This window comes from Chelativorans sp. (genome assembly GCF_031180965.1).
In the GTDB taxonomy this organism is placed as follows: Bacteria; Pseudomonadota; Alphaproteobacteria; order Rhizobiales; family Rhizobiaceae; genus Chelativorans.
On the sequence record NZ_JAPSLH010000035.1, the window covers coordinates 18,325 to 37,966 of the forward strand.

At 65.7% G+C, this 19,642-nt stretch carries 18 protein-coding genes and 1 tRNA gene; 6 read left to right on the forward strand and 13 right to left on the reverse strand.

What is annotated here, in order from left to right:
• The first annotated feature begins 21 nt into the window (after window positions 1-21).
• From RIN79_RS19235 to RIN79_RS19245, 3 genes are all read left to right on the forward strand, one after another.
• A complete protein-coding gene (locus RIN79_RS19235; protein WP_309086313.1) occupies window positions 22-1,362 on the forward strand; it encodes an EAL domain-containing protein in 1,341 nt (446 codons plus the stop codon).
• Window positions 1,363-1,484: 122 nt separating this feature from the next.
• A complete protein-coding gene (locus RIN79_RS19240) occupies window positions 1,485-2,252 on the forward strand; it encodes an SDR family oxidoreductase (RefSeq protein WP_309086314.1) in 768 nt (255 codons plus the stop codon).
• Window positions 2,249-3,127 carry an SMP-30/gluconolactonase/LRE family protein gene (locus RIN79_RS19245; protein ID WP_309086315.1) on the forward strand — a complete coding sequence of 293 codons (879 nt, stop codon included), beginning with the start codon at window positions 2,249-2,251 and terminating at the stop codon, window positions 3,125-3,127. Before RIN79_RS19240 ends, RIN79_RS19245 begins: the two co-directional genes overlap by 4 nt.
• Window positions 3,128-3,130: 3 nt before the next feature.
• Here RIN79_RS19245 and RIN79_RS19250 read toward each other — a convergent pair whose 3' ends face one another.
• Complete coding sequence (locus RIN79_RS19250) at window positions 3,131-3,490, reverse strand: septal ring lytic transglycosylase RlpA family protein (RefSeq protein ID WP_309086316.1); 360 nt, start codon at window positions 3,488-3,490, stop codon at window positions 3,131-3,133.
• A 266-nt stretch (window positions 3,491-3,756) separates the two neighbouring features.
• On the opposite strand from RIN79_RS19250, the gene RIN79_RS19255 reads away from it, so the two are divergent.
• On the forward strand, window positions 3,757-4,455 hold the full coding sequence (locus tag RIN79_RS19255; protein ID WP_309086318.1) for an SH3 domain-containing protein: 699 nt from the start codon (window positions 3,757-3,759) through the stop codon (window positions 4,453-4,455).
• Window positions 4,456-4,605: 150 nt separating this feature from the next.
• Here RIN79_RS19255 and RIN79_RS19260 read toward each other — a convergent pair.
• The 10 genes from RIN79_RS19260 to RIN79_RS19305 all read right to left on the reverse strand — a co-directional run bounded on the left by RIN79_RS19260 (window position 4,606) and on the right by RIN79_RS19305 (window position 13,579).
• Window positions 4,606-4,690, reverse strand: a tRNA-Leu gene (locus RIN79_RS19260).
• A 151-nt stretch (window positions 4,691-4,841) separates the two neighbouring features.
• Complete coding sequence (locus tag RIN79_RS19265; protein WP_309086319.1) at window positions 4,842-5,462, reverse strand: 2,3-bisphosphoglycerate-dependent phosphoglycerate mutase; 621 nt, start codon at window positions 5,460-5,462, stop codon at window positions 4,842-4,844.
• A gap of 25 nt (window positions 5,463-5,487) precedes the next feature.
• Entirely contained in the window at window positions 5,488-6,300 is an 813-nt protein-coding gene (gene dapB / locus RIN79_RS19270) for a 4-hydroxy-tetrahydrodipicolinate reductase (protein ID WP_375165982.1), read from the reverse strand.
• A 13-nt stretch (window positions 6,301-6,313) separates the two neighbouring features.
• Window positions 6,314-8,137, reverse strand: a complete 1,824-nt coding sequence (locus RIN79_RS19275) for an ABC transporter ATP-binding protein (RefSeq protein ID WP_309086321.1) — start codon at window positions 8,135-8,137, stop codon at window positions 6,314-6,316.
• Between the two features lie 96 nt (window positions 8,138-8,233).
• Window positions 8,234-9,262: a glucokinase gene (locus tag RIN79_RS19280; protein ID WP_309086322.1), complete on the reverse strand. Its 1,029-nt coding sequence runs from the start codon at window positions 9,260-9,262 to the stop codon at window positions 8,234-8,236.
• A gap of 26 nt (window positions 9,263-9,288) precedes the next feature.
• Window positions 9,289-9,681 carry a methylglyoxal synthase gene (locus RIN79_RS19285; protein ID WP_375165983.1) on the reverse strand — a complete coding sequence of 131 codons (393 nt, stop codon included), beginning with the start codon at window positions 9,679-9,681 and terminating at the stop codon, window positions 9,289-9,291.
• An 85-nt stretch (window positions 9,682-9,766) separates the two neighbouring features.
• A complete protein-coding gene (gene mepA, locus RIN79_RS19290; RefSeq protein WP_309086323.1) occupies window positions 9,767-10,801 on the reverse strand; it encodes a penicillin-insensitive murein endopeptidase in 1,035 nt (344 codons plus the stop codon).
• Between the two features lie 35 nt (window positions 10,802-10,836).
• Entirely contained in the window at window positions 10,837-11,733 is an 897-nt protein-coding gene (locus RIN79_RS19295) for an SDR family oxidoreductase (protein ID WP_309086324.1), read from the reverse strand.
• The gene (queG, locus tag RIN79_RS19300) at window positions 11,733-12,890 is read right to left on the reverse strand and encodes a tRNA epoxyqueuosine(34) reductase QueG (protein WP_309086325.1); all 1,158 of its coding nucleotides are present in this window, start codon (window positions 12,888-12,890) and stop codon (window positions 11,733-11,735) included. Before queG ends, RIN79_RS19295 begins: the two co-directional genes overlap by 1 nt.
• Entirely contained in the window at window positions 12,890-13,579 is a 690-nt protein-coding gene (locus RIN79_RS19305) for a glutathione S-transferase family protein (protein WP_309086326.1), read from the reverse strand. Before RIN79_RS19305 ends, queG begins: the two co-directional genes overlap by 1 nt.
• Window positions 13,580-13,704: 125 nt before the next feature.
• Here RIN79_RS19305 and RIN79_RS19310 point away from each other — a divergent pair, with 125 nt between their 5' ends.
• On the forward strand, window positions 13,705-14,511 hold the full coding sequence (locus RIN79_RS19310) for an undecaprenyl-diphosphate phosphatase (RefSeq protein WP_309086327.1): 807 nt from the start codon (window positions 13,705-13,707) through the stop codon (window positions 14,509-14,511).
• Between the two features lie 3 nt (window positions 14,512-14,514).
• Here the strand turns inward: RIN79_RS19310 and RIN79_RS19315 are convergent, their stop codons facing one another.
• Both RIN79_RS19315 and RIN79_RS19320 read right to left on the reverse strand, forming a co-directional pair.
• Window positions 14,515-15,240 carry a sulfite exporter TauE/SafE family protein gene (locus tag RIN79_RS19315; protein WP_375165984.1) on the reverse strand — a complete coding sequence of 242 codons (726 nt, stop codon included), beginning with the start codon at window positions 15,238-15,240 and terminating at the stop codon, window positions 14,515-14,517.
• Window positions 15,241-15,293: 53 nt separating this feature from the next.
• Complete coding sequence (locus tag RIN79_RS19320; RefSeq protein WP_309086329.1) at window positions 15,294-16,265, reverse strand: complex I NDUFA9 subunit family protein; 972 nt, start codon at window positions 16,263-16,265, stop codon at window positions 15,294-15,296.
• A gap of 212 nt (window positions 16,266-16,477) precedes the next feature.
• Between RIN79_RS19320 and gyrB the strand changes: the two genes are divergently transcribed.
• Window positions 16,478-18,952: a DNA topoisomerase (ATP-hydrolyzing) subunit B gene (gene gyrB, locus RIN79_RS19325; protein WP_309086330.1), complete on the forward strand. Its 2,475-nt coding sequence runs from the start codon at window positions 16,478-16,480 to the stop codon at window positions 18,950-18,952.
• Window positions 18,953-19,642 lie beyond the last annotated feature (690 nt).

Consider the following 19,642-nt stretch of genomic DNA (forward strand, 5'->3'; position numbering starts at 1 on the left):
AACGCGAAACGGGAAGACGTGATGGCATCCGGGCTGGCTCCGGCACAGATGGCCAAGGGCGCCGGGCAGGACCTGGTTCTCACCGATCCGCTCACCGGATTGGGGAACCGGCGCAGATTTTTTCACAAGGTGGACCGGCTGATCGCCGAGCGCGCGGACGACCCCGCCCCCTTCGCCATCGCCATCTTTGACCTCGACGGCTTCAAGCCGATCAACGATCTTTTCGGCCGCGCCGCCGGCGACGAGATCCTGCAGCAGGTGGCCATGCGGCTGCGTGCGGCGATGGACGAGCATTCGACGGTGACGCGGATCGGCGCCGACGAATTCGGCGTGCTCTACCCCATGGTGTTCAGCGAGGCGGCGGCGGCGGGCCGCGCCCGTGTGCTGATCGAGATCCTCTCGGCTCCCTATCATGTGGGCGACCGCACGGCGCGCCTTTCGGCCTCCGCCGGCTGCTCCCTCTTTTATTCCGAGGAGGATACGACCGAGCTTCTCCTCAGCAAGGCTGAAACGGCGCTCTACCAGGCAAAGCGCAGCGGGCGCGGGGCGGTCGCCGTCTATACCCGTGAGATGGAGGAAGCGGCAAAGACGGTGACGCGCATGGAGCAGGCGCTGCGGCGGGCCGTGGCCGCTGGGGATGTGGAACCGCATTTTCAGCCGATCGTCGACCTGCCGTCGCGCGGCGTGGTCGGCTTCGAGGCGCTTGCCCGCTGGACAGACCGTGACCTTGGAGCCGTTTCTCCATCGGTCTTCATTCCGATCGCGGAGGAGCGCGGCTTCATCGGTCAGCTCTCCCAGCTCGTGCTGCGCAAGGCCGCGGAGGCGGCGCTCGATTGGCCGGAGCACCTGCACCTTTCCTTCAACCTTTCTCCCTCCCAGCTGGTGGACCACAACACCGTCCAGCAGATCCTGTCGATCCTGGAGCGGACCGGGTTCGATCCGCGCCGGCTGGAGGTCGAGCTGACCGAGACCGGCCTGATGAACGATCCTGCTTCGGCCGAAAGGATCATCGCCGATCTGCGGAGCGCAGGGATCGGGATTTCGCTGGACGATTTCGGAACGGGCCAGTCGAGTCTCGGACGTCTGCGCGATTTCCGCTTCGACAAGCTTAAGATCGACCGCGCCTTTGTCTCCTCCCTCCTGGAGGACCGGGCGTCAGAGCAGATCGTGCGTGCGATCCTCGCGATGGCAGCGGGTTTGGGCATGGATGTGGTGGCGGAAGGCATCGAATATGAGGCCCAGGCCGATCGGCTCATCGAGTTCGGCTGCGCCGGCGGCCAGGGCTTCCTGTTCGGCAGGCCGCGCGATGCCGAAGGGACCCTCGCCTATATGAGAGATGTCATTCCCGGCCCGATGGGCTGAAACCTGTCGCCGCTTCGCACGTTAGGAGCGTCCCAGGCGCTCGGCCGATCCGTTCGCCAGCAGATCCGGCAGGCATCCCACCGCGGCCAGGCTTGCATCCACAACGAAGGAACAGCTCCGCCATGATGCCCACAGAAAAATTCCCGGATCTTGAGAACGCGTCGGTGCTTATCACCGGCGGGGGATCGGGCATCGGCGCGGCCCTCACGGAGGGCTTCCTGCGTCAGGGCGCGCGCGTTGCCTTTATCGACATAGCGGAAGATCAAAGCCGCGCGCTATGCGAGGAGATGCGGCGCAAGCTTGATCGCGCTCCGCTCTTTCTTCGTGCCGACCTTCGCGACATCTCCGCTCTGCGTGAGGCGGTGTCCAAAGCCGCCGAGGCGCATGGGCCGATCACCGTGCTGGTCAACAATGCGGCCTGGGACGATCGCCACGCGATAGAGGATGTCACGCCGGATTATTGGGACCGGAATCAGGCAATCAACCTCCGCCCGCTTTTCTTCACCGCGCAAGCCGTGGTGCCGGGCATGAAGCAGGCGGGAGGCGGATCGATCGTCAACTTCACCTCCATCTCCTACATGATCAACAATGGCGAGATGCCCTCCTATACGGCTGCGAAGGGCGGCATTGTCGGGCTGACGAAAGGGCTTGCCGGCGCGCTCGGTCCCGACGGCATACGCGTCAACGCCATCGCTCCTGGCTGGATCCTTACCGAGCGGCAGAAAAAGCTCTGGGTAACGGATGAGGGGCTGCAGAAATTTATCGAGCGCCAGTGCCTGAAACGGGCGCTGGAGCCGCCGGACATGGTTGGGCCGTGCCTGTTTCTCGCCTCCGGCCTGTCGCGTGCAATCACGGCGCAAACACTGATCGTGGACGGAGGCTATCTATGAACGAGGTCAGGGTTTCGGTATTCTCGGATGTCGCTTGCCAGCTGGGCGAGGGACCGAGTTACGACGCGCGCACGGACACGCTCTTCTGGTTCGACATTGTCGGGCGCAAGCTCCTGGAGCGGCGCCTTGCAGGTACGCGGACGCATGTGCACGACCTGCCCCTCATGGCCAGCGCCTTGGCCGACGTGGACGAGGAGCGGCAGCTCATCGTGACAGAAACGGGCCTGCATCTGCGCGATCGCGCCACGGGCAAGCTGGAGTTGCTGGTTGAAGTGGAGGCGGACCGGCCGGATACGCGCTCGAATGATGCCCGCCCACATCCTGCCGGCTCGCTCTGGTTCGGCACCATGAGCAAGAAGGGCACAGAGCACGCCGGCGCCATCTATTGGTTCTTCAAGGGCGAGGTGCGCCGGCTTTTCTCACACATCACCACGCCAAACTCGATCTGCTTTTCGCCTGACGGGACCATCGCCTATTTCGCCGACACGCGCGAGAATCGGCTTTACCGCGTCACCTGCGATCCCGAGACGGGCCTGCCGGTGGATGACCCGGTGGTGGCAATCGAAAGCAAGGACATGCCGGGCGGCATGGACGGCTCGGTGATGGATGTCCACGGAACGATCTGGAATGCGCGGTGGGGCGGCGGCAGCATCGACGCTTGGAGCCAGAGCGGCGAGCTCATCCGCAGCATCCCGATGCCGGCGCGGCAGATCTCCTGCCCCGTCTTCGTCGGGCCGAAGGCAAGCCGGCTTGCTGCGACTTCGGCTTTCAACGGAATGGACGAGGAGGCGCGCAAGGCCGATCCGGAGGCCGGCAAGACCTTCCTGCTCGATCTGGAAGTGCAGGGCAGGTTCGATCCGCCCGTGCTGATCTGAACCTTACTTCGATGTCTCCAGGCAGACTTTTGTGTGTCCGGCGCCGAGGAAGCCGAGCTTGGCGGCCGCAGCCTTCGAAAGGTCGAGGATCCGTCCTCGCACGAAGGGGCCGCGGTCGTTGATGCGCACGACGACGGCCTTGCCGTTGCGCCGGTTCACCACCTTCACTTTCGTACCGAAGGGCAGGGATTTGTGCGCGGCGGTCATGGCGGCCGGGTTCATGCGCTCGCCCGAGGCGGTCTTGGAGGTCAGCGCATACCAGGAGGCGCTCCCGCACTGGGCATGGGCGGCGGCGGGAAGCGACGCGGCAAGAACGGCGGCGGCAAGGGCGGGAGTGCCCCGTCGGCGGAGAAAGTCTTTCATTCGTGAGTGTCCCCCATCAGGTGGTTTGTGCCTCCCTAGGAAAGGAATTGGGCGGTGGAGGGACAAAGTTGCGGCAGAACAGGGACCACGGTCGGGAATCTATGCGGCGCCTGCGCGCCAAAGGAAAGAATTCGCGTGAGTATAACCGTGCATCGACGGGGTCCTCTCCGATGATTTGGCTTTCGGGTCGGCGTGCGTTGATGTGCGGAACTTCCCTTTCCCCCTCATGTTCTGAGCCGAAGGGACGCGGAAGAGGAGTTGGATTTATGAAGACCCGTCTCTTACTGCTGGGAGCGGCGGCCTTGGGTGCGCTTGCGGCATCCTCGGGCATTGCGGCGGCGGCGAACGCCTACACGACAGGAAATGTGAACATGCGCGCGGGCCCGAGCACGCAATATCCGCAGATCGTCACGCTCCCGCGCGGTGCGACCGTGGAGGTCTATGGCTGCACCAGCGGCTGGCAGTGGTGCGACGCGGAGTGGCGCGGCTATCGCGGCTGGGTCAGCGCGACCTATCTGGAGACGCTCTATCAGAACCGCCGCGTCTATGTGCCGGACTACGCGCCGCGGGTCGGCGTGCCCGTGATCACCTTCTCGTTCGGCTCCTATTGGGACCGTCACTACCGCGACCGGCCGTGGTATCGCGACCGCGACCGCTGGGATGGTGGATGGGACAGGGACGACAGGCGCCGCGAGAGGGTAGAGATCGACAGGCCACGCGAGCGGCGGCGGGATTTCGACAGGCCACCACCGCAATGGCGGCCGGATCGCGATGAGCGGCCGGCGGAGTGGCGTTCGCAGCGAGACGAGATCATTGTGAGACCGAGGTCGCCGGACGAGTTCCGTCGCGAATTCCGCGGCGACGGGGAGTCCAGGAGGTCGAGGCGAGCAAACGAAGATACACCGCCCGGACAGCGTGGCCGCGACCGCTGCCCGCCCGGGCTGCAGAAGCAGGGCCGCTGCTGATCGACGGTTTGATACAGATAAAGCCCTGCCGCTTGCGGCGGCGGGGCTTTCGACCCGTTCGACGCTTCGCCGAAGCGTTGCTCGCGTCGGTATGCGTGGAATGCCGGTGCTCTTCCGCGGCCAGGGCCGCTCATCCTCATCGCAAGGCGATGGTGCCCAGGAGAGGACTCGAACCTCCACGCCTCGCGGCACACGGACCTGAACCGTGCGCGTCTACCAATTCCGCCACCTGGGCTAGGTGCGCAGCCGATGTAAGCGGCGGGACCGGCCCTGTCAACGCGGTTTTGCGATTTTCGCGGCCGGCGCCTCGGAGCGGGAGCCGGCAGGCTCCTCGACAAGGATAGGACCGTCACATAGGTCCGAGCCGCGGAACGGGCGGGGCGGGCTCACGCCTCCAGGATTTCCTTCGAGGCCACGGTGGAATCCGGGTTGAGGCGGTAGACGAGGGGCACGCCAGTGGCGATCTCCATCTTGACGATCTCCTCGCCGGAGAGCCCGTCCAGCACCATCACGAGTGCGCGCAGGGAGTTGCCATGCGCGCTGACGAGCACCGTCCTCCCGCGCAGCACCTGGGGCAGGATCATGCGCAGGTAGTAGGGCCACACGCGGGCGCCGGTGTCGCGCAGGCTCTCGCCGCCCGGCGGCGGCACGTCATAGGAGCGGCGCCAGATATGCACCTGCTCCTCGCCCCATTTCTTGCGCGCGTCGTCCTTGTTGAGGCCGGAGAGGTCGCCATAGTCGCGTTCGTTGAGCGCCTGGTCCCGGATCGTCTGCAGGTCCTTCATCCCGAGCTCATCGAGGATGTGGTCGTTGGTGACCTGCGCACGGCTGAGCACCGACGTGAAGGCAATGTCCGGGCGCAAGCCCTTCGCCTTGATTCTGCGGCCGGCGGATTTGGCTTCCTCGTGGCCGAGATCGGAAAGCCCCGGATCGCGCCAGCCGGTAAAGAGGTTCTTCAGGTTCCACTCGCTCTGGCCGTGGCGAACGAGGATGAGCGTTCCGGACATGATGTTCTCCTAGGCTTGGAAAGGATCAGGCAAGGCCCAGCACGTCGAGCATGGAATAAAGGCCCGGCTTCCTGCCATGTGCCCAGAGAGCGGCCTTCACCGCCCCGCGGGCGAAGATTGCGCGGTCCTCGGCCTGGTGCGAGAGCACGATGCGCTCGCCCGTGCCGGCGAGGATAACGGAGTGCTCGCCCACCACCGAGCCGCCGCGCAGCGTGGCAAAGCCGATTGTGCCTGCCTCGCGCGGCCCGGTATGGCCGTCGCGCACGCGCACGCTTTGTTCCGCAAGGTCTACGCCGCGGCCCTCGGCCGCCGCCTGGCCCAGCAGAAGCGCGGTGCCGGAAGGGGCGTCCACCTTGTGGCGGTGATGCATCTCGACGATCTCGATATCGAAGTCGGCAGCGTCGAGCGCCTTCGCCGCCTGCCGCACGAGCACGGAAAGCAGGTTCACGCCAAGGCTCATATTGCCGGACTTGACGATCGTGGCATGGCGCGCGGCCGCGGCGATCGCTGCCTCGTCCTTGCCGGAAAGACCAGTCGTGCCGATGACATGGACGATGCGGGCCTGCGCCGCGTAGCCGGCGAACTCGACAGTCGCCTGCGGCGCGGTGAAATCGAGCACGCCGTCGGCCTTGGCAAAGACCGGCAGCGGGTCATCGGCGATCTTCACATCGATGGGACCGATGCCGGCAAGCTCCCCGGCGTCGCGCCCCAGATGCGGCGAGCCCGCCCGCTCGACGGCGCCGACCACGCGCGCCCCGTCCATCGCGTGAATGGTGCGGATGAGCGTCTGGCCCATGCGGCCGCCGGCGCCCATCACCACCAGACCCATCTGCGCCATCATCCCCTCCCTGTCAGCCATGCTCGGAGGAGGCATCCGCCGACGCGCCCGCAAGCAGGTTCTCCGCCTTTTCCGTCTGCATGCGGTAGAAGCGGGCATAGACGCCGTTCGGCTTCCGGACCAGCGTGCGGTGCGTTCCCTCTTCGATCAGCCGCCCTTCCTCGAGGACGACGATGCGGTCCGCATTGACGACGGTTGAAAGGCGGTGCGCGATGACCAGGGTGGTGCGCTTGACCATGACGCGCTCCAGCGCCTCCTGCACCTTGGCCTCCGACTGGTTGTCGAGGGCCGAGGTGGCTTCGTCGAGGAGGAGGATGGGCGCGTTGCGCAGGATGGCCCGGGCGATCGAGAGCCGCTGGCGCTGGCCGCCCGAAAGGGTGACGCCGTTCTCGCCCACCAGCGTCTCGTAGCGCTTCGGCTGCTGCGCGATGAATTCCTCGGCATTGGCCAGCCTTGCCGCTTCCTCCACCTCCGCATCGGTGGCGTCCGGCCGGCCGTAGCGGATATTGTCGCGGATTGTGCCTTCGAACAGATAGGGGTGCTGCGATACATAGGCGATCTTCGATCGCAGCGAATGTTTCGTCACCTCTGCGATGTCCTGCCCGTCTATGGTGATCCTGCCGCCGTCGAGGTCGTAGAAGCGCTGCAGTAGGGCAAAGAGCGTGGACTTGCCGGCGCCGGACGGCCCGACTATGGCCGTCGTCTCGCCCGCCTTCGCTTCGAAGCTCACTCCGTGCAGCACGGGCATGTGCTCGGCATAGGAAAAGCGCACCTTCTCGAAGCGGATATTGCCGGCGCTCACATGGAGCGGCTTTGCGTCCGGCGCGTCGGTCTGCTGCGGTTCGAGGTCGAGGATTTCGTAGATCATGCGCGCATTGACCAGCGCCCGTTCGAGATTCACCGGCACGCGCGCCAGCTTGCGCACCGGATCATAGGCGAAGATCATCGCGCCGATGAAGGCGATCACGGAGCCGGGCGGCACGCCCTGGTTCTCCGCGCGCCATCCGGCATAGGCGAGCACGGCCGCCACCGAAATGCCGACCAGGATTTCCGTGATCGGCGTCAGCCGCTCCGAGACGCGGGCGATCTTGTTGGAACGGTTCTCGGCGCGCTCGATGAGGGTAGCGAGCTTGCCCGCAAGCGCCTTTTCCATGGTGAAGGCCTTGACGATGGCGATGCCCTGCACCGATTCCTGCATCGCGCCGAGCAGGCGCGAATTGATCTCCACCGATTCGCGCGTGATGCTGCGCAGGCGCCTGGTCAGGTAGTTGATCGCATAGATCAGCGGCGGGCCGATGAAGAAGGCGACGAGCGACAGGATGGGGTCCATGAACACCATCACCCCCACGAGCCCGATCAGGGTGACCACGTCGCGGGCCGCGGCGGCAATCGTCATGTTGAGAAGGTCGCGGATGCCGGTCACGTTCTGCGCGATCCGCGCGGAAAGCTGGCCCGATCGGCTCGCGGTGAAGAAGCCGATGTCGAGCCGCATCAGGTGGTCGAACAGGCGCTTCTGGTAGCGGGCGACGATGTCGTTGCCGATCTGCGCGAGCAGCACCGTCTGACCGTAGACCGCGAAGCCGCGGACGACATAGAGGACGACAATGATCGCGCAGTACCAGTAGAGCGTGGTCCACTGGGCCGAGAAGAACCCCTGGTCGACGATCGGCTTCAGGAGATAGGCGCTATAGGCCGTGGCGGCGGAGATCACGAGCATGCAGAGGATGGCGACCGCATATTGCGGAATGAAATCCCGGACATTCTCGCTGAACACGCGGCGCAGGACCGAGCTTAGCTCGGTGGGAACGGGTGAAATTCGGTTCTGCTCGCTGGACAACAGTCCGTCGGTCCTTGCCTGGATAGATCCGGTGCAGCCTATGCCCCACCCGCCGCCCACATGCAATTGCAGGCGTGTCACGCCGGCCGAAAAGCGTCAGCGGGCGCGCCAGCGCCGGCCGGCCGTCTCCACCCCGAAACGCGCCGGCGTGCGTGCATAGGCCGCAAGCCCGAGCACAGCGGCCAAAGGATGCGTGATGACGAAGACCGGCATGGAAGCCATCAGCGCATTGTGCGGTGCTTTGTCCTCGAAGGCGGCGCGGAACAGGCCGCTCTTCAGCGCCGGCACGATCTTCTGGGCTATGCCGCCGGTGAGAAAGACACCGCCTCGGCTCATGAATACCAGGCCGAGATCGCCGGCGAGCCGGCCGAGATAGGTGACGAACAGGTCGAGCGTCTCCACGGCCACCGGGTCGCTGCGCGAAAGGCCGGCGGCGGTGACCTCCTCCGGGGTGGAAAAAAGCGGTTCCTTGCCGTCGGCGGCAGCGACGGAGCGGTAGAGGTTGACCAAGCCACGGCCGCACAGCACCTGTTCGCCCGACACGCGGCCGCCGATGCGCTCCAGATGCGGAAATATCTGCTCGTCGCGGGCCGAGCGGGGGCCGAGATCGACATGCCCTCCTTCGCCCGGAACGGGGATCCATGTGCGCCGCGCATGGACCAGCCCGGCAACGCCAAGCCCCGTGCCCGGCCCCAGCACCACGCGCCTGCCAACCGTTTCGGCGGGCCCGCCGCCGATCTTCTCCAGATGCTCTTCGCCGAGCGCGACGACCGCGAGCGCCTGCGCCTCGAAGTCGTTGAGCACGACGATATCGCTGAAGCCAAGCTTCGCCATCATCTCGCGCGGACGCACCACCCAGTGGCAATTGGTGAGGTCAATCTGGTCGCCGTTCACGGGGCCGGCCACGGCCAGCACGGCGGAGCGCGGGATGAGATGCGTCTGGTCCAGGATGGCATCCTGGATCGCATCGTCGATGGTCGCGAAATCTGCCGTCTGCACGATAGGGAATTCCTTGGGCTCCGCGTAGGAGTCCACGACGATGGCAAAGCGCGCATTGGTCCCGCCGATGTCGCCGATGAGGATCGGGAAATCCAGCACCCCCTCGTGATCGTTCGAATACGCCATCTTGCCTACGAGCCTCTTCGTTCGGATCATCGTGCGGGAGCGCCCGCCTCTTCCAGACCTAGAATTGTTTCAGCCGTCGCCCGGTTCAATGCCATCGGGATATCGTAGACGATCGCCAGCCGCATGAGGGCTTTCACGTCCACATCATGCGGCATGGGCGTGAGCGGGTCGACGAAAAAGATCAGGAGATCGATGGCGCGCTCGGCGATCAGCGCTCCGATCTGCTGGTCGCCGCCGAGGGGCCCGCTCTTCAGCCTCCTGATTGCAAGTCCCGGGCATGCGTCGGCAATCCGGGCTCCGGTGGTTCCCGTCGCAACCAGGTCGCAGCCGGCAAGCCAGGCCTGGTGGTCGCGTGCGAAGGCCACCATGTCGTCTTTCTTCTGGTCATGCGCGATCAGCGCAACATTTCGGCGTGCCAAGACGTCTTCCGGGCTTTGCGGAAATCCTAAATCGGTTCAAGCTCTATAAGCGAGCCAAGCGGCCGTGAAAAGCCGCTTGCCCGGCTTACCGATAGGGCCGCGGCGAGGGCAGCGGGATCTCAGCCGGCTGGAGCGATAGCAGCAGCGATGCCGGGTCCGCATCCTGGTCCAGGGAAGGGGCTGCCGCGGCTTGTACCGGCGCTGTGCCAGATCCGGTAAGCGTCACCGCCGCTTCGGAAACTGGGGCGGGCGCGTTCAGCACCACGCGGCAGGCTGCCGGCAGCGCCGAAAGCGGCATGATGTCCCGCGCCTTGGGCTTTTCCGGCCCGGTAGCGGGCCGCCACGGCTCTTCGGTGAACCACCAGGCGAGCGACTTGTCGCAGCCTTCGCTCCTGGGCGCCGGCTCCTGGCCCTTGCAGCCGGGCGAGCCCTTGGGACAGCTGATGCGGATATGGAAGTGGTAGTCATGGCCCCAGAAGGGCCGGACCTTCCTCAGCCAGCTGCGGTCGCCGCGCACCGTCTCGCAGAGCTTCTTCTTGATGCCCGGATGCACGAGCACCCGCTCCACCTGCGGATAGCTGGCAGCCCGCCGCAGAACGGCCTCATGCGCCGGCGTCCAGCGCCGCTCGTCTACGTAGAGGGAGCCCTCCTTGATCATGGAGACGGCGCTGACCTTCTCGCGCTCCTCCGCGCTCAGGCGCCGGTCGGGCATGGGCGTGAACCAGATGTCGGCGTCGAGCCCGATCTGGTGCGAGGCATGGCCGGAAAGCATCGGCCCTCCGCGCGGCTGCGAGATGTCGCCGACCAGAAGGCCGGGCCAGCCATCGGCGGCCGCCTCCCGCGAAAAGCGCTCGAGCAGCCGGATCATGTCCGGATGGCCCCAGCGCCGGTTGCGCGACAGGCGCATTGCCTGCCAGTGGGGGCCGTCCGTGGCGATCGCCATTCCGCCGCCGAAGCAGCCTTTCGAATAGAAGCCGTAGGAGGCTGGCTCCGTCGCGGCCGGCAGCCTCTGCGCTCCGAAAAGGTCTTTCGCCAAAGGCTCGGCCGCGGCAGGCGCCGCACAGGCAAAAGCGAAGAACAGACCGGCGCTCGCCAGCCGCTTGAAGGAAAATCGCCGCATCAATCCCTCCTGGTTAAGGCCAGGGTCGGTGCGAATCATAGCATATTTGCGGCAGCTTGGCCCTTCCAGGTGCCTGCTGCCCACATGGCGGTCAGTGCCTGGCGGTAGTTCGGGTAGCGCAGGCGGTAACCGGTGGCCTTGAGCTTCGCGTTCGAGACGCGCTTGCACTCGCCATAGAACGAGCGAGCCATGGGCATCATCTGCGCCTCGTCGAAAGGAATTTCGGGCGGCGGCTCCACGCCCATCAGCCCAGCCGCGTAGGCCACCACGTCCTGCGGCGGGGAGGGCTCGTCGTCCGAGACGTTGAAGATGCCGCCCAGCTTTCCGCGCATGAGATGGACGGTCGCTCCGGCGACGTCGTCCACATGGATGCGGTTGAACACCTGTCCCGGCTTGACGATCCGCTTGGCCTTCCCTTCGGCCAGGTTTACGAAGGCATTGCGGCCCGGCCCATAGATGCCGGAAAGCCGCAGCAGCGCAACGGGAACACCGGCCTCCCGGCCAAAGTTCAGCCAATCTTTCTCGGCGTTGAGCCGCCAGCGGGAACGTGAGGAGACGGGGCGGCATTCGCTCTCCTCGTCCACCCACGCGCAACCATGGTCGCCATAGACACCCACCGTGGAAAGGTAGCCGACCCACTGCATTGCGGGCATGGCACTTCCGCCGAGCCCGCGCAGAGCCGGCAGCACGAGATCCCCGTCCTCTCCGGGTGCGATGGAGATGACCAGGTGTGTCGATCCGCTCAGCGCCGCAGCCATTTCAGGAGAAAGGCCTTTGCCGGCATAGATGAAAGGAGCAATGCCCTGCGCTTGCAGCCCTTCAGCTTTCTCTTCGCTCCGGGTGGTGCCGGCGATGAAATCCGCTACCGGCGCCAACGCGCGAGCAATGGCTTGGCCAGAATAGCCGGCGCCAAAAATGAAGACCCGCGTCATCAGGCCGGCTCGCCGACCGAAGCGAGAGCCTGATCCCATTCGGCCCTGACGTCCGGATCGCTCTCGCCGGGTTGCAAACGCGCCGCCAGCACCGCGAAAGCACGCGGCTTCATCAATCGCGACAGCGCCCAGACCGCCGCGCCACGCACCAGGGGCGAGGCGTCACCCGCAAGGCGCTCGGATTCGCCGACAAGCCTTTCGTCGCCCGAATTGCCCGCCGCGATCAGCACATTTCGGATAAAGCGGCCGCGGCCGACGCGCTTGATCGGCGATCCGGAAAACAGGGCGCGGAAGGCCGGATCGTCAAGCTCGAGGAGATCGACCAAGGCTGGAGCCTTCAGGTCCTCCCGCGCCCTGAGCTTGGCCTCGGATGCCTCCCGGGCAAACTTGTTCCACGGGCAGACCGCCAGGCAGTCGTCGCAGCCATAGATGCGGTTGCCCATCCTTTGCCGGAATTCGTGCGGGATCGGCCCCTTGTGCTCGATCGTGAGGTAGGAGATGCAGCGCCGTGCATCGAGCTGATAGGGTGCCGGAAAAGCATCCGTCGGACATACGTCCAGGCAGGCGCGGCAGGAGCCGCAATGATCGGCCTCGGGAGCGTCCGGCGCGATTTCGGCCGTCGTGAAGATCGAGCCGAGGAAGAGCCAGGCGCCGAACTCACGGCTGACGAGATTCGTATGCTTTCCCTGCCAGCCGAGCCCCGCCGCGGCAGCGAGCGGCTTTTCCATCACCGGCGCCGTGTCGACGAAGACCTTCACCTCCGCGCCGAACCGCGCCGCAAGCTTTCCGGCGACCAGCTTGAGCTTTCCCTTGATCAGGTCGTGATAGTCGCGGTTGCGCGCATAGACGGAAATGGCCGCCTTGTCCTTTTGCCTAAGGATCGAAAGCGGGTCCCCCTCCGGCCCGTAATTCATGCCCAGCATGATGACGGAACGCACTTCCGGCCAGAGCGCGCGCGGGTGGGCGCGGCGCATGGCCGTCTCCTCCATCCACCGCATGGTGCCGTGCCGGCCCTCGTTCAGGAATTGCGCAAGGCGCGCCGGGGCCGCGGGTGCGGCATCCGGCGTGGTGAAGGCCACCGCGTCGAAACCGGCCGCGCGCGCTTCCTGCTCGATGAAGGCGCGCAGCCGCTGCGGCTCGGCCGGCGCGGGGCGCATCAGAAGTCCAGGTCCGCGTAATGGGAGGCGGGCGAAAGCCCCCGCACGCGGTCGTTCAGGATGGAGCGGAAGGATGGGCGCGACTTCATGCGACTGTACCAGTCGCGCGCCGCCTCGAACTCGCGCCACTCGATCTCGCCCAGATAGTCGAGGATCGAGAGCGAGGCCGCCGCCGCCACATCGGCATAGGAAAGGCGCGGGCCCGCCAGCCAGTCGCGTGTGGCGGCGAGCCAGTTGGTGTATTTGAGATGCTGGCGCACATTGGCGCGCGCCGCCCGAATCGCGGCCGAATTGGGAGAGCCGCCGGCCTCGCCCTCCATGAAGGGTTTCAGCGCCCGCTCGCGCACCAGATGCTTGGTCACGTCATTGTCGGTCTTGACGAGATACCAGTCGACCAGCCGCCGGATCTCGGCCCGGGCGATGGAATCCTCCGCCATCAGCCGCCGCTCGCGCTGGAACACGCCGCGTGTCTCGTCCAGATATTCGGCGATCACCGTCGCGCCGACAATGGCGTGATCGCCCTCCGCCAGAAGGACGGGGATGGTGCCGGCCGGGTTGAGCGACAAAAACTCCTTGCGCCGCGTCCAGGGCCGCTCCTCGATCAGCGCAAGGTCCTCGCCATATTCGCCGAAGGCGAGGCGGATGAAGCGGCAGGAAGCGTAAAGCGGATGGTGAAACAGCGTCAGCATTGTCGGCACTCTAGCCTTTTCGCGGCCGTGACGGTAATCCTCGGCAGCCCCGATTCTGGGGATCTCCGCCGAGCTATAGGGGGAGATATCAGGCCTGACAAGCAAGCCCTGCCCGAGGAGAGACCGTGCCCGAACAGACCATTGCGGAAGCGCTCCTGCTCGGCGTTCTGGAGGGGCTCACCGAGTTCATCCCCGTCTCCTCGACGGGCCATATTCTCCTCGCCGGCCATTTCCTCGGCTTTGAATCCGCCGGCAATGCGTTCGAGATCCTCATCCAGCTCGGCGCCATCCTGGCGATCCTCAGCGTCTATTCCGCGCGGCTCTGGCGCATGCTTGTCGACCTGCCGCGCGATCCTTGCACAAGGCGCTTCGTCTTCGGCATCCTCATCGCCTTCCTGCCGGCGGCCCTCATCGGGGTGCTGGCCCACGGGTTCATCAAGACCGTGCTTTTCGAGACGCCCGCCCTCATCTGCACCATGCTGATCCTCGGCGGCATCGTGCTCATCTGGGTCGACCGCTGGGCCAAGACCCCGCGCTACGACGACATCACCCGCTTTCCGCTTTCCGTTTATCTCAAGATAGGCCTCTTCCAGTGCCTTTCCATGATCCCCGGCACCTCGCGCTCTGGCGCCACCATAGTGGGCGGATTGCTCATGGGGGTGGAAAAGCGCGCCGCGGCAGAGTTCTCCTTCTTCCTTGCCATGCCCACCATGGCCGGCGCCTTCGCCTATGACCTTTACAAGAACCACCACCTGCTCACGGCGGCCGATGCGAAGATCATCGTCGTCGGCTTCATCGCCGCCTTCATCGCCGCCATCCTCGTGGTGCGATCGCTTCTCGATTTCGTCTCCCGGCGCGGCTATGCCCTCTTCGGCTGGTGGCGCATCCTGGTCGGCGGCGTCGGGCTTTTGGCGCTAATCCTCTTCGGCTGAGGGTCAGAGCAGCCCCGCCGCGCCCTGGCGGACAAGGTCGAGCGCAAGCAGCGTCAGCCCGATGCGGAACCAGCGCCGGAAGCTCTCCTCGGGAAGCTTTTCGAGGAGCCGCGTGCCATAGACCGTGCCGAGATAGCCCGAAGCGACCATCGCCAGGATAAAGGGCAGCCACTGCGCGAAGGCGAAGCCGGCAAAAGCGAAGACGATGATCTTCAAGAAATGCTGCACGGTCATGCCCGCCGCATGGGTGGCGATCAGCGCCCGCCTGTCGTCGGGGATCAGCCGCGCGAAGAAGGCCGAGAGCAGCGGCCCTGTCGCGCCGACGAACATTCCGAGCAGCGCCAGCACCGCGCTGCCGATCGCAAGCCCGGTGCGGCTGAGCTCGGCCATCCCGGGGATCTTCGCCCAGGTGACGGCGATCACGAACAGCCCGAGCGCAAGCTTCAGCACCGCGTCGGGAAGCTGCACGACAAAGAAGGCGCCGGCAACGGCGCCGAGCAGGCTGCCGGCGATGAAGGGCAGGGCAATGGTGTGCACGATATGCGCGCGTTGCCGCCAGGCGCGCCCCGTATTCGAGCCGAGCTGGATCGCACCATGCACGGGGATGAGGGCGGCGACGGGGATGAAGAGGCCAAGCAGCGCCAGCATGGCCACGCCGCCGCCGACGCCGAAGGCGGCGGTCAGCGCCGAGGTGAAGAAGCTGGCCACGACGAGGAGGGCGCCCGACAAAGGCCCTATCCCTTCCGGGAGAAAGGCCGCGAGCGCCTCCAACACGAGAGACCTTACATCTGCGGCTGGGTGAACTGACCCGCCGGCCGATAGGTCCACAGATAGGTGGGCAGGACGGTGTGCAGCGCGTGCCGGGCGATGCCGAGCCCCTCAAGCGTATGTCCGCGCCGCTTGGCCTCCTCGGAGACCACATTGTCCACTTCCAGCATGCGCACCTGGTCGAGCGTGAGAAGCGGATTGGGCAGAAGGCCGAGGATGCGGGCCTGGAGCCGCGCGATCGGCCAGGGGATGGGGATGAAGGCGCGCTTGCGCTGTATCACTTCCAGCATCTCCTCCATGCAATCACGGAAGGTCAGCACCTGCGGCCCGCCGAGTTCATAGGTCGCGCCGGGCTCCAGAAGCCCGTCCACCGAGCGGGCGTAGACTTCCGCCACGTCTCCCACATAGACCATCTGGAATTTCGTGTGCCCGCCGCCGATGAGCGGCAGGAAGGGCGAGAACCGCGCCATATTGGCGAAGCGGTTGAAGAACTTGTCCTCCGGCCCGAAGATGATCGAGGGGCGGATGATCACGGCGCCCTTCACCGTCTCGAGAGCCGCCTGCTCGCCTTCTGCCTTGGTGCGGGCATAGGCGCTTGGCGAGTTCAGGTCGGCGCCGATGGCGGAGGCCTGGGTGAGGCCGGCGCCGGCGGCGCGCGCCGCTTCCGCCACCGCGCGGGCGCCAAGGCTCTGCACGTCCTCAAAGCGCTGCTTGCCGGATTCGTGCAGGATGCCGACGAGGTTCACCACATGATCCGCGCCTTCCACGGCCCGGTCGACCGACCAGCGGTAGCGCAGATTGGCCTGGATCGCCTGCACCTGCCCGACATTCCCCAGCGTGCGGATATGGATGGCCTTGTGCGGATTGCGGCAGGCGACGCGCACCCGGTATCCCCGCCGCGCCAGCGCCAGCACCAAGTGCCGGCCCACGAAGCCGGCGCCGCCGAACACGGTGACAAGCTTGGGTTTCTCGCTGATCATGACCATGGAACGCCTCGGGAGGTGTTGCGCCGCGTGCGCTTCTTAATGCCTTTCGCGGCAAAGGCAAAGGGGCGCTTGGCGCCGCAGTCCGTCCCCAGGCCGATCGGCGGCAAAACTTGGAAAAATGTGTTGGAACGCCTATATTTTAGCCATATCCGGCTGCTGATTCGCAGATCATTCCGAGTGGCCCCGAGGGGCACCCCTAACGAAAGAATTTGATGAGCGCTACGCCCGAGAGACTCACCGGCGAACCTGCCGAATACGGTGCTGAATCCATCAAGGTTCTCAAAGGCCTGGACGCCGTGCGCAAGCGGCCCGGCATGTATATCGGCGATACGGACGATGGTTCCGGCCTGCATCACATGGTCTATGAGGCGGTGGACAACGCCATCGACGAGGCGCTGGCGGGGCATGCCGACCTCGTGACGGTCGCGCTCAACCCCGACGGCTCCTGCACGGTGATCGACAACGGGCGGGGCATCCCGACCGACATCCACTCCGGTGAAGGCGTCTCGGCGGCCGAGGTCATCATGACGCAGCTCCATGCGGGCGGAAAGTTCGACCAGAACTCCTACAAGGTCTCGGGCGGCCTGCACGGCGTCGGCATCTCAGTGGTGAACGCGCTCTCCACCTGGCTCAAGCTGAGGATCCGCCGTGACGGCAAGATCCATGAGATGAGCTTCACCCATGGAGTCCCCGATGCCCCGCTCGCGGTCACGGGAACCTACGAGCCGCGCAGGCAGCCCGGCACCTATGACGGGCGCAATGGCACCGAGATCACCTTCCTGCCATCGCCTGAGACCTTTTCGAAGACCGAGTTCGACTACGGCACGCTCGAGCATCGCCTGCGCGAGCTCGCCTTCCTGAATTCGGGCGTGCGGATCCTGCTGACCGACCGCCGGCATGCCGATGTGAAGGAGCAGGAATTTCTCTATGACGGCGGCATCGTCGAGTTCGTGAAGTATCTCGACCGGGCGAAGAAGCCGCTGATTCCCGACCCCATTTCCATCTCCGGAGAGCGCGACGGGATCACGGTCGAGCTCGCCATGTGGTGGAACGATTCCTATCACGAGAACGTGCTGGCCTTCACCAACAACATCCCGCAGCGCGACGGCGGCACGCATCTGGCCGGCTTCCGCGGCGCGCTGACCCGGCAGGTGATCTCCTATGCCGATGTCTCCGGCCTGACTAAGAAGGAAAAGGTCACGATCACCGGCGATGATTGCCGCGAGGGGCTGACCGCCGTTCTGTCAGTAAAGGTTCCCGACCCCAAATTCTCCTCCCAGACCAAGGACAAGCTGGTCTCCTCCGAGGTGCGGCCGGTGGTGGAGGGTCTCGTCAACGAGGCGCTCGGCACCTGGCTCGAGGAGCATCCGGGCGAGGCGAGGATCCTGATCGGCAAGGTGGTGGAGGCCGCGGCCGCGCGCGAGGCGGCGCGCAAGGCGCGCGAGCTGACGCGGCGCAAGGGCGCGCTCGACATCACCTCGCTTCCCGGAAAGCTGGCGGACTGCCAGGAGCGGGATCCCGCCAAATCCGAGATCTTCATCGTCGAGGGCGATTCCGCCGGCGGCTCTGCCAAGAGCGGGCGTTCGCGTAAGAACCAGGCCATCCTGCCCCTGCGCGGCAAGATCCTGAATGTCGAGCGGGCGCGCTTCGACCGGATGCTCTCATCCGAGATGATCGGCACGCTGATCACAGCGCTCGGCACCGGCATCGGCAAGGATGAGTTCAACGCCGAGAAGCTGCGCTACCACAAGATCATCATCATGACGGACGCCGATGTGGACGGCGCGCACATCCGCACGCTGCTTCTGACATTCTTCTTCCGCCAGATGCCGGACCTGATCGAGCGCGGGCACCTCTATATCGCCCAGCCGCCGCTCTACAAGGTCACGCGCGGCAAGTCCGTCCAGTACATCAAGGACGAGGCGGCCTTCGAGGAGTTTTTGATCGACACCGGCCTGCAGGAGGCTTCCCTCGAGCTCGCCAATGGCGAGGTCCGCTCGGGCCAGGACCTGAAGCAGGTGGTGGAGGATGCGCGCGCGCTCCGCTCGCTCATCAATGGCCTGCACTCGCGCTACAACCGCTCGGTCGTCGAGCAGGCGGCGATCGCCGGCGCGCTCAACGCCGTCGTGCTTGCCGACCCCGCGCGGGCAACGGAAGCTGCCGCCTATGTGGCGCGCCGTCTCGACATCATCTCCGAAGAGACGGAGCGCGGCTGGCAAGGCCGCCTCAATCCGTCCAATGAGGGCGCCGGCGGATACCTGTTCGAGCGCACCGTGCGCGGCGTGCGCGACGCCGTCGTGCTCGATGCCGCTCTCATCGGCTCGGCCGATGCACGGGCCATCGACCGCTATGCGCCGCGCCTGCAGGAGGTGTTCGCCAAGCCGCCCATCCTGCGGCGCAGCGACAAGTCGGAGGTGATCTCCGGGCCGATCGCGCTGCTGGATGCGGTTTTGGCGACCGGCCGGAAGGGTCTCACAATGCAGCGCTACAAGGGCCTTGGCGAAATGAATGCTGAGCAGCTCTGGGAGACGACGCTCGACCCCGATGCGCGCTCGCTTCTGCAGGTCAAGATCCCCGACGCCACGGACGCCGACGCGCTGTTTGCCCGCCTAATGGGCGACGAGGTGGAGCCGCGCCGCGAATTCATCCAGGAAAACGCCCTCTCGGTCGCCAATCTGGACGTCTAGCGGGTCCACGCCCCACCCTCTTCCCTCCCCAGGGGAGGGTCGTCGCGAGACGGGGTGGGGTGGCGAACCAACAGCGCGTCCCACGTTCGCTGGCTTTTCCTCGTGCCACCGGCACGAGAATTCCGCCGAAGCGGCCACTGACCCCCTTTGTGGGGGGTGATAGCCGCTTTGCTCCAGCGCCTGTGGCAATCTCCAGCGTCGGCGACCTGCGGCAAGGCCGATGCCGGCGTTATCTCCCCCTTTGGCGGGGGGTGAGCGGCCGGTTCGCCGAAGGCGAATTCATCGTGCCGGTGGCACGATGGAAAGGCCCGCGAACGCCGGGACGCTGCGAAGCAGCGGGGACCCGGCCGGAAAGCGTTTTCCTGCACTTGCGAGCGGATTTGTCCCCGAGCAAGTGCTTGGAAAACGCCAGAGAGGGGTTCTTTCGAACCGATCCTTCACCCTCCGCCCGCCCGCCAAGCGGGGTGTGGATCAAATCGGCCCCGCCGCCTGGATGCGCAAAAATAATCTGCAGCAAAAACAAGCTCCTGCGCGATTTCCGCTTTTTTTCGCCGGAAAATTTATCCCCACCCCCGGCAGCCCTCTTACAATCCCTCCCATCGCTCTTGCGGGAACCGGATGCGCACCGGGTGTTCGGGAGAGCGGCGGCAACCTCCCCCTCCAGGGATCGGTACCTGGAGGCATGCTGAG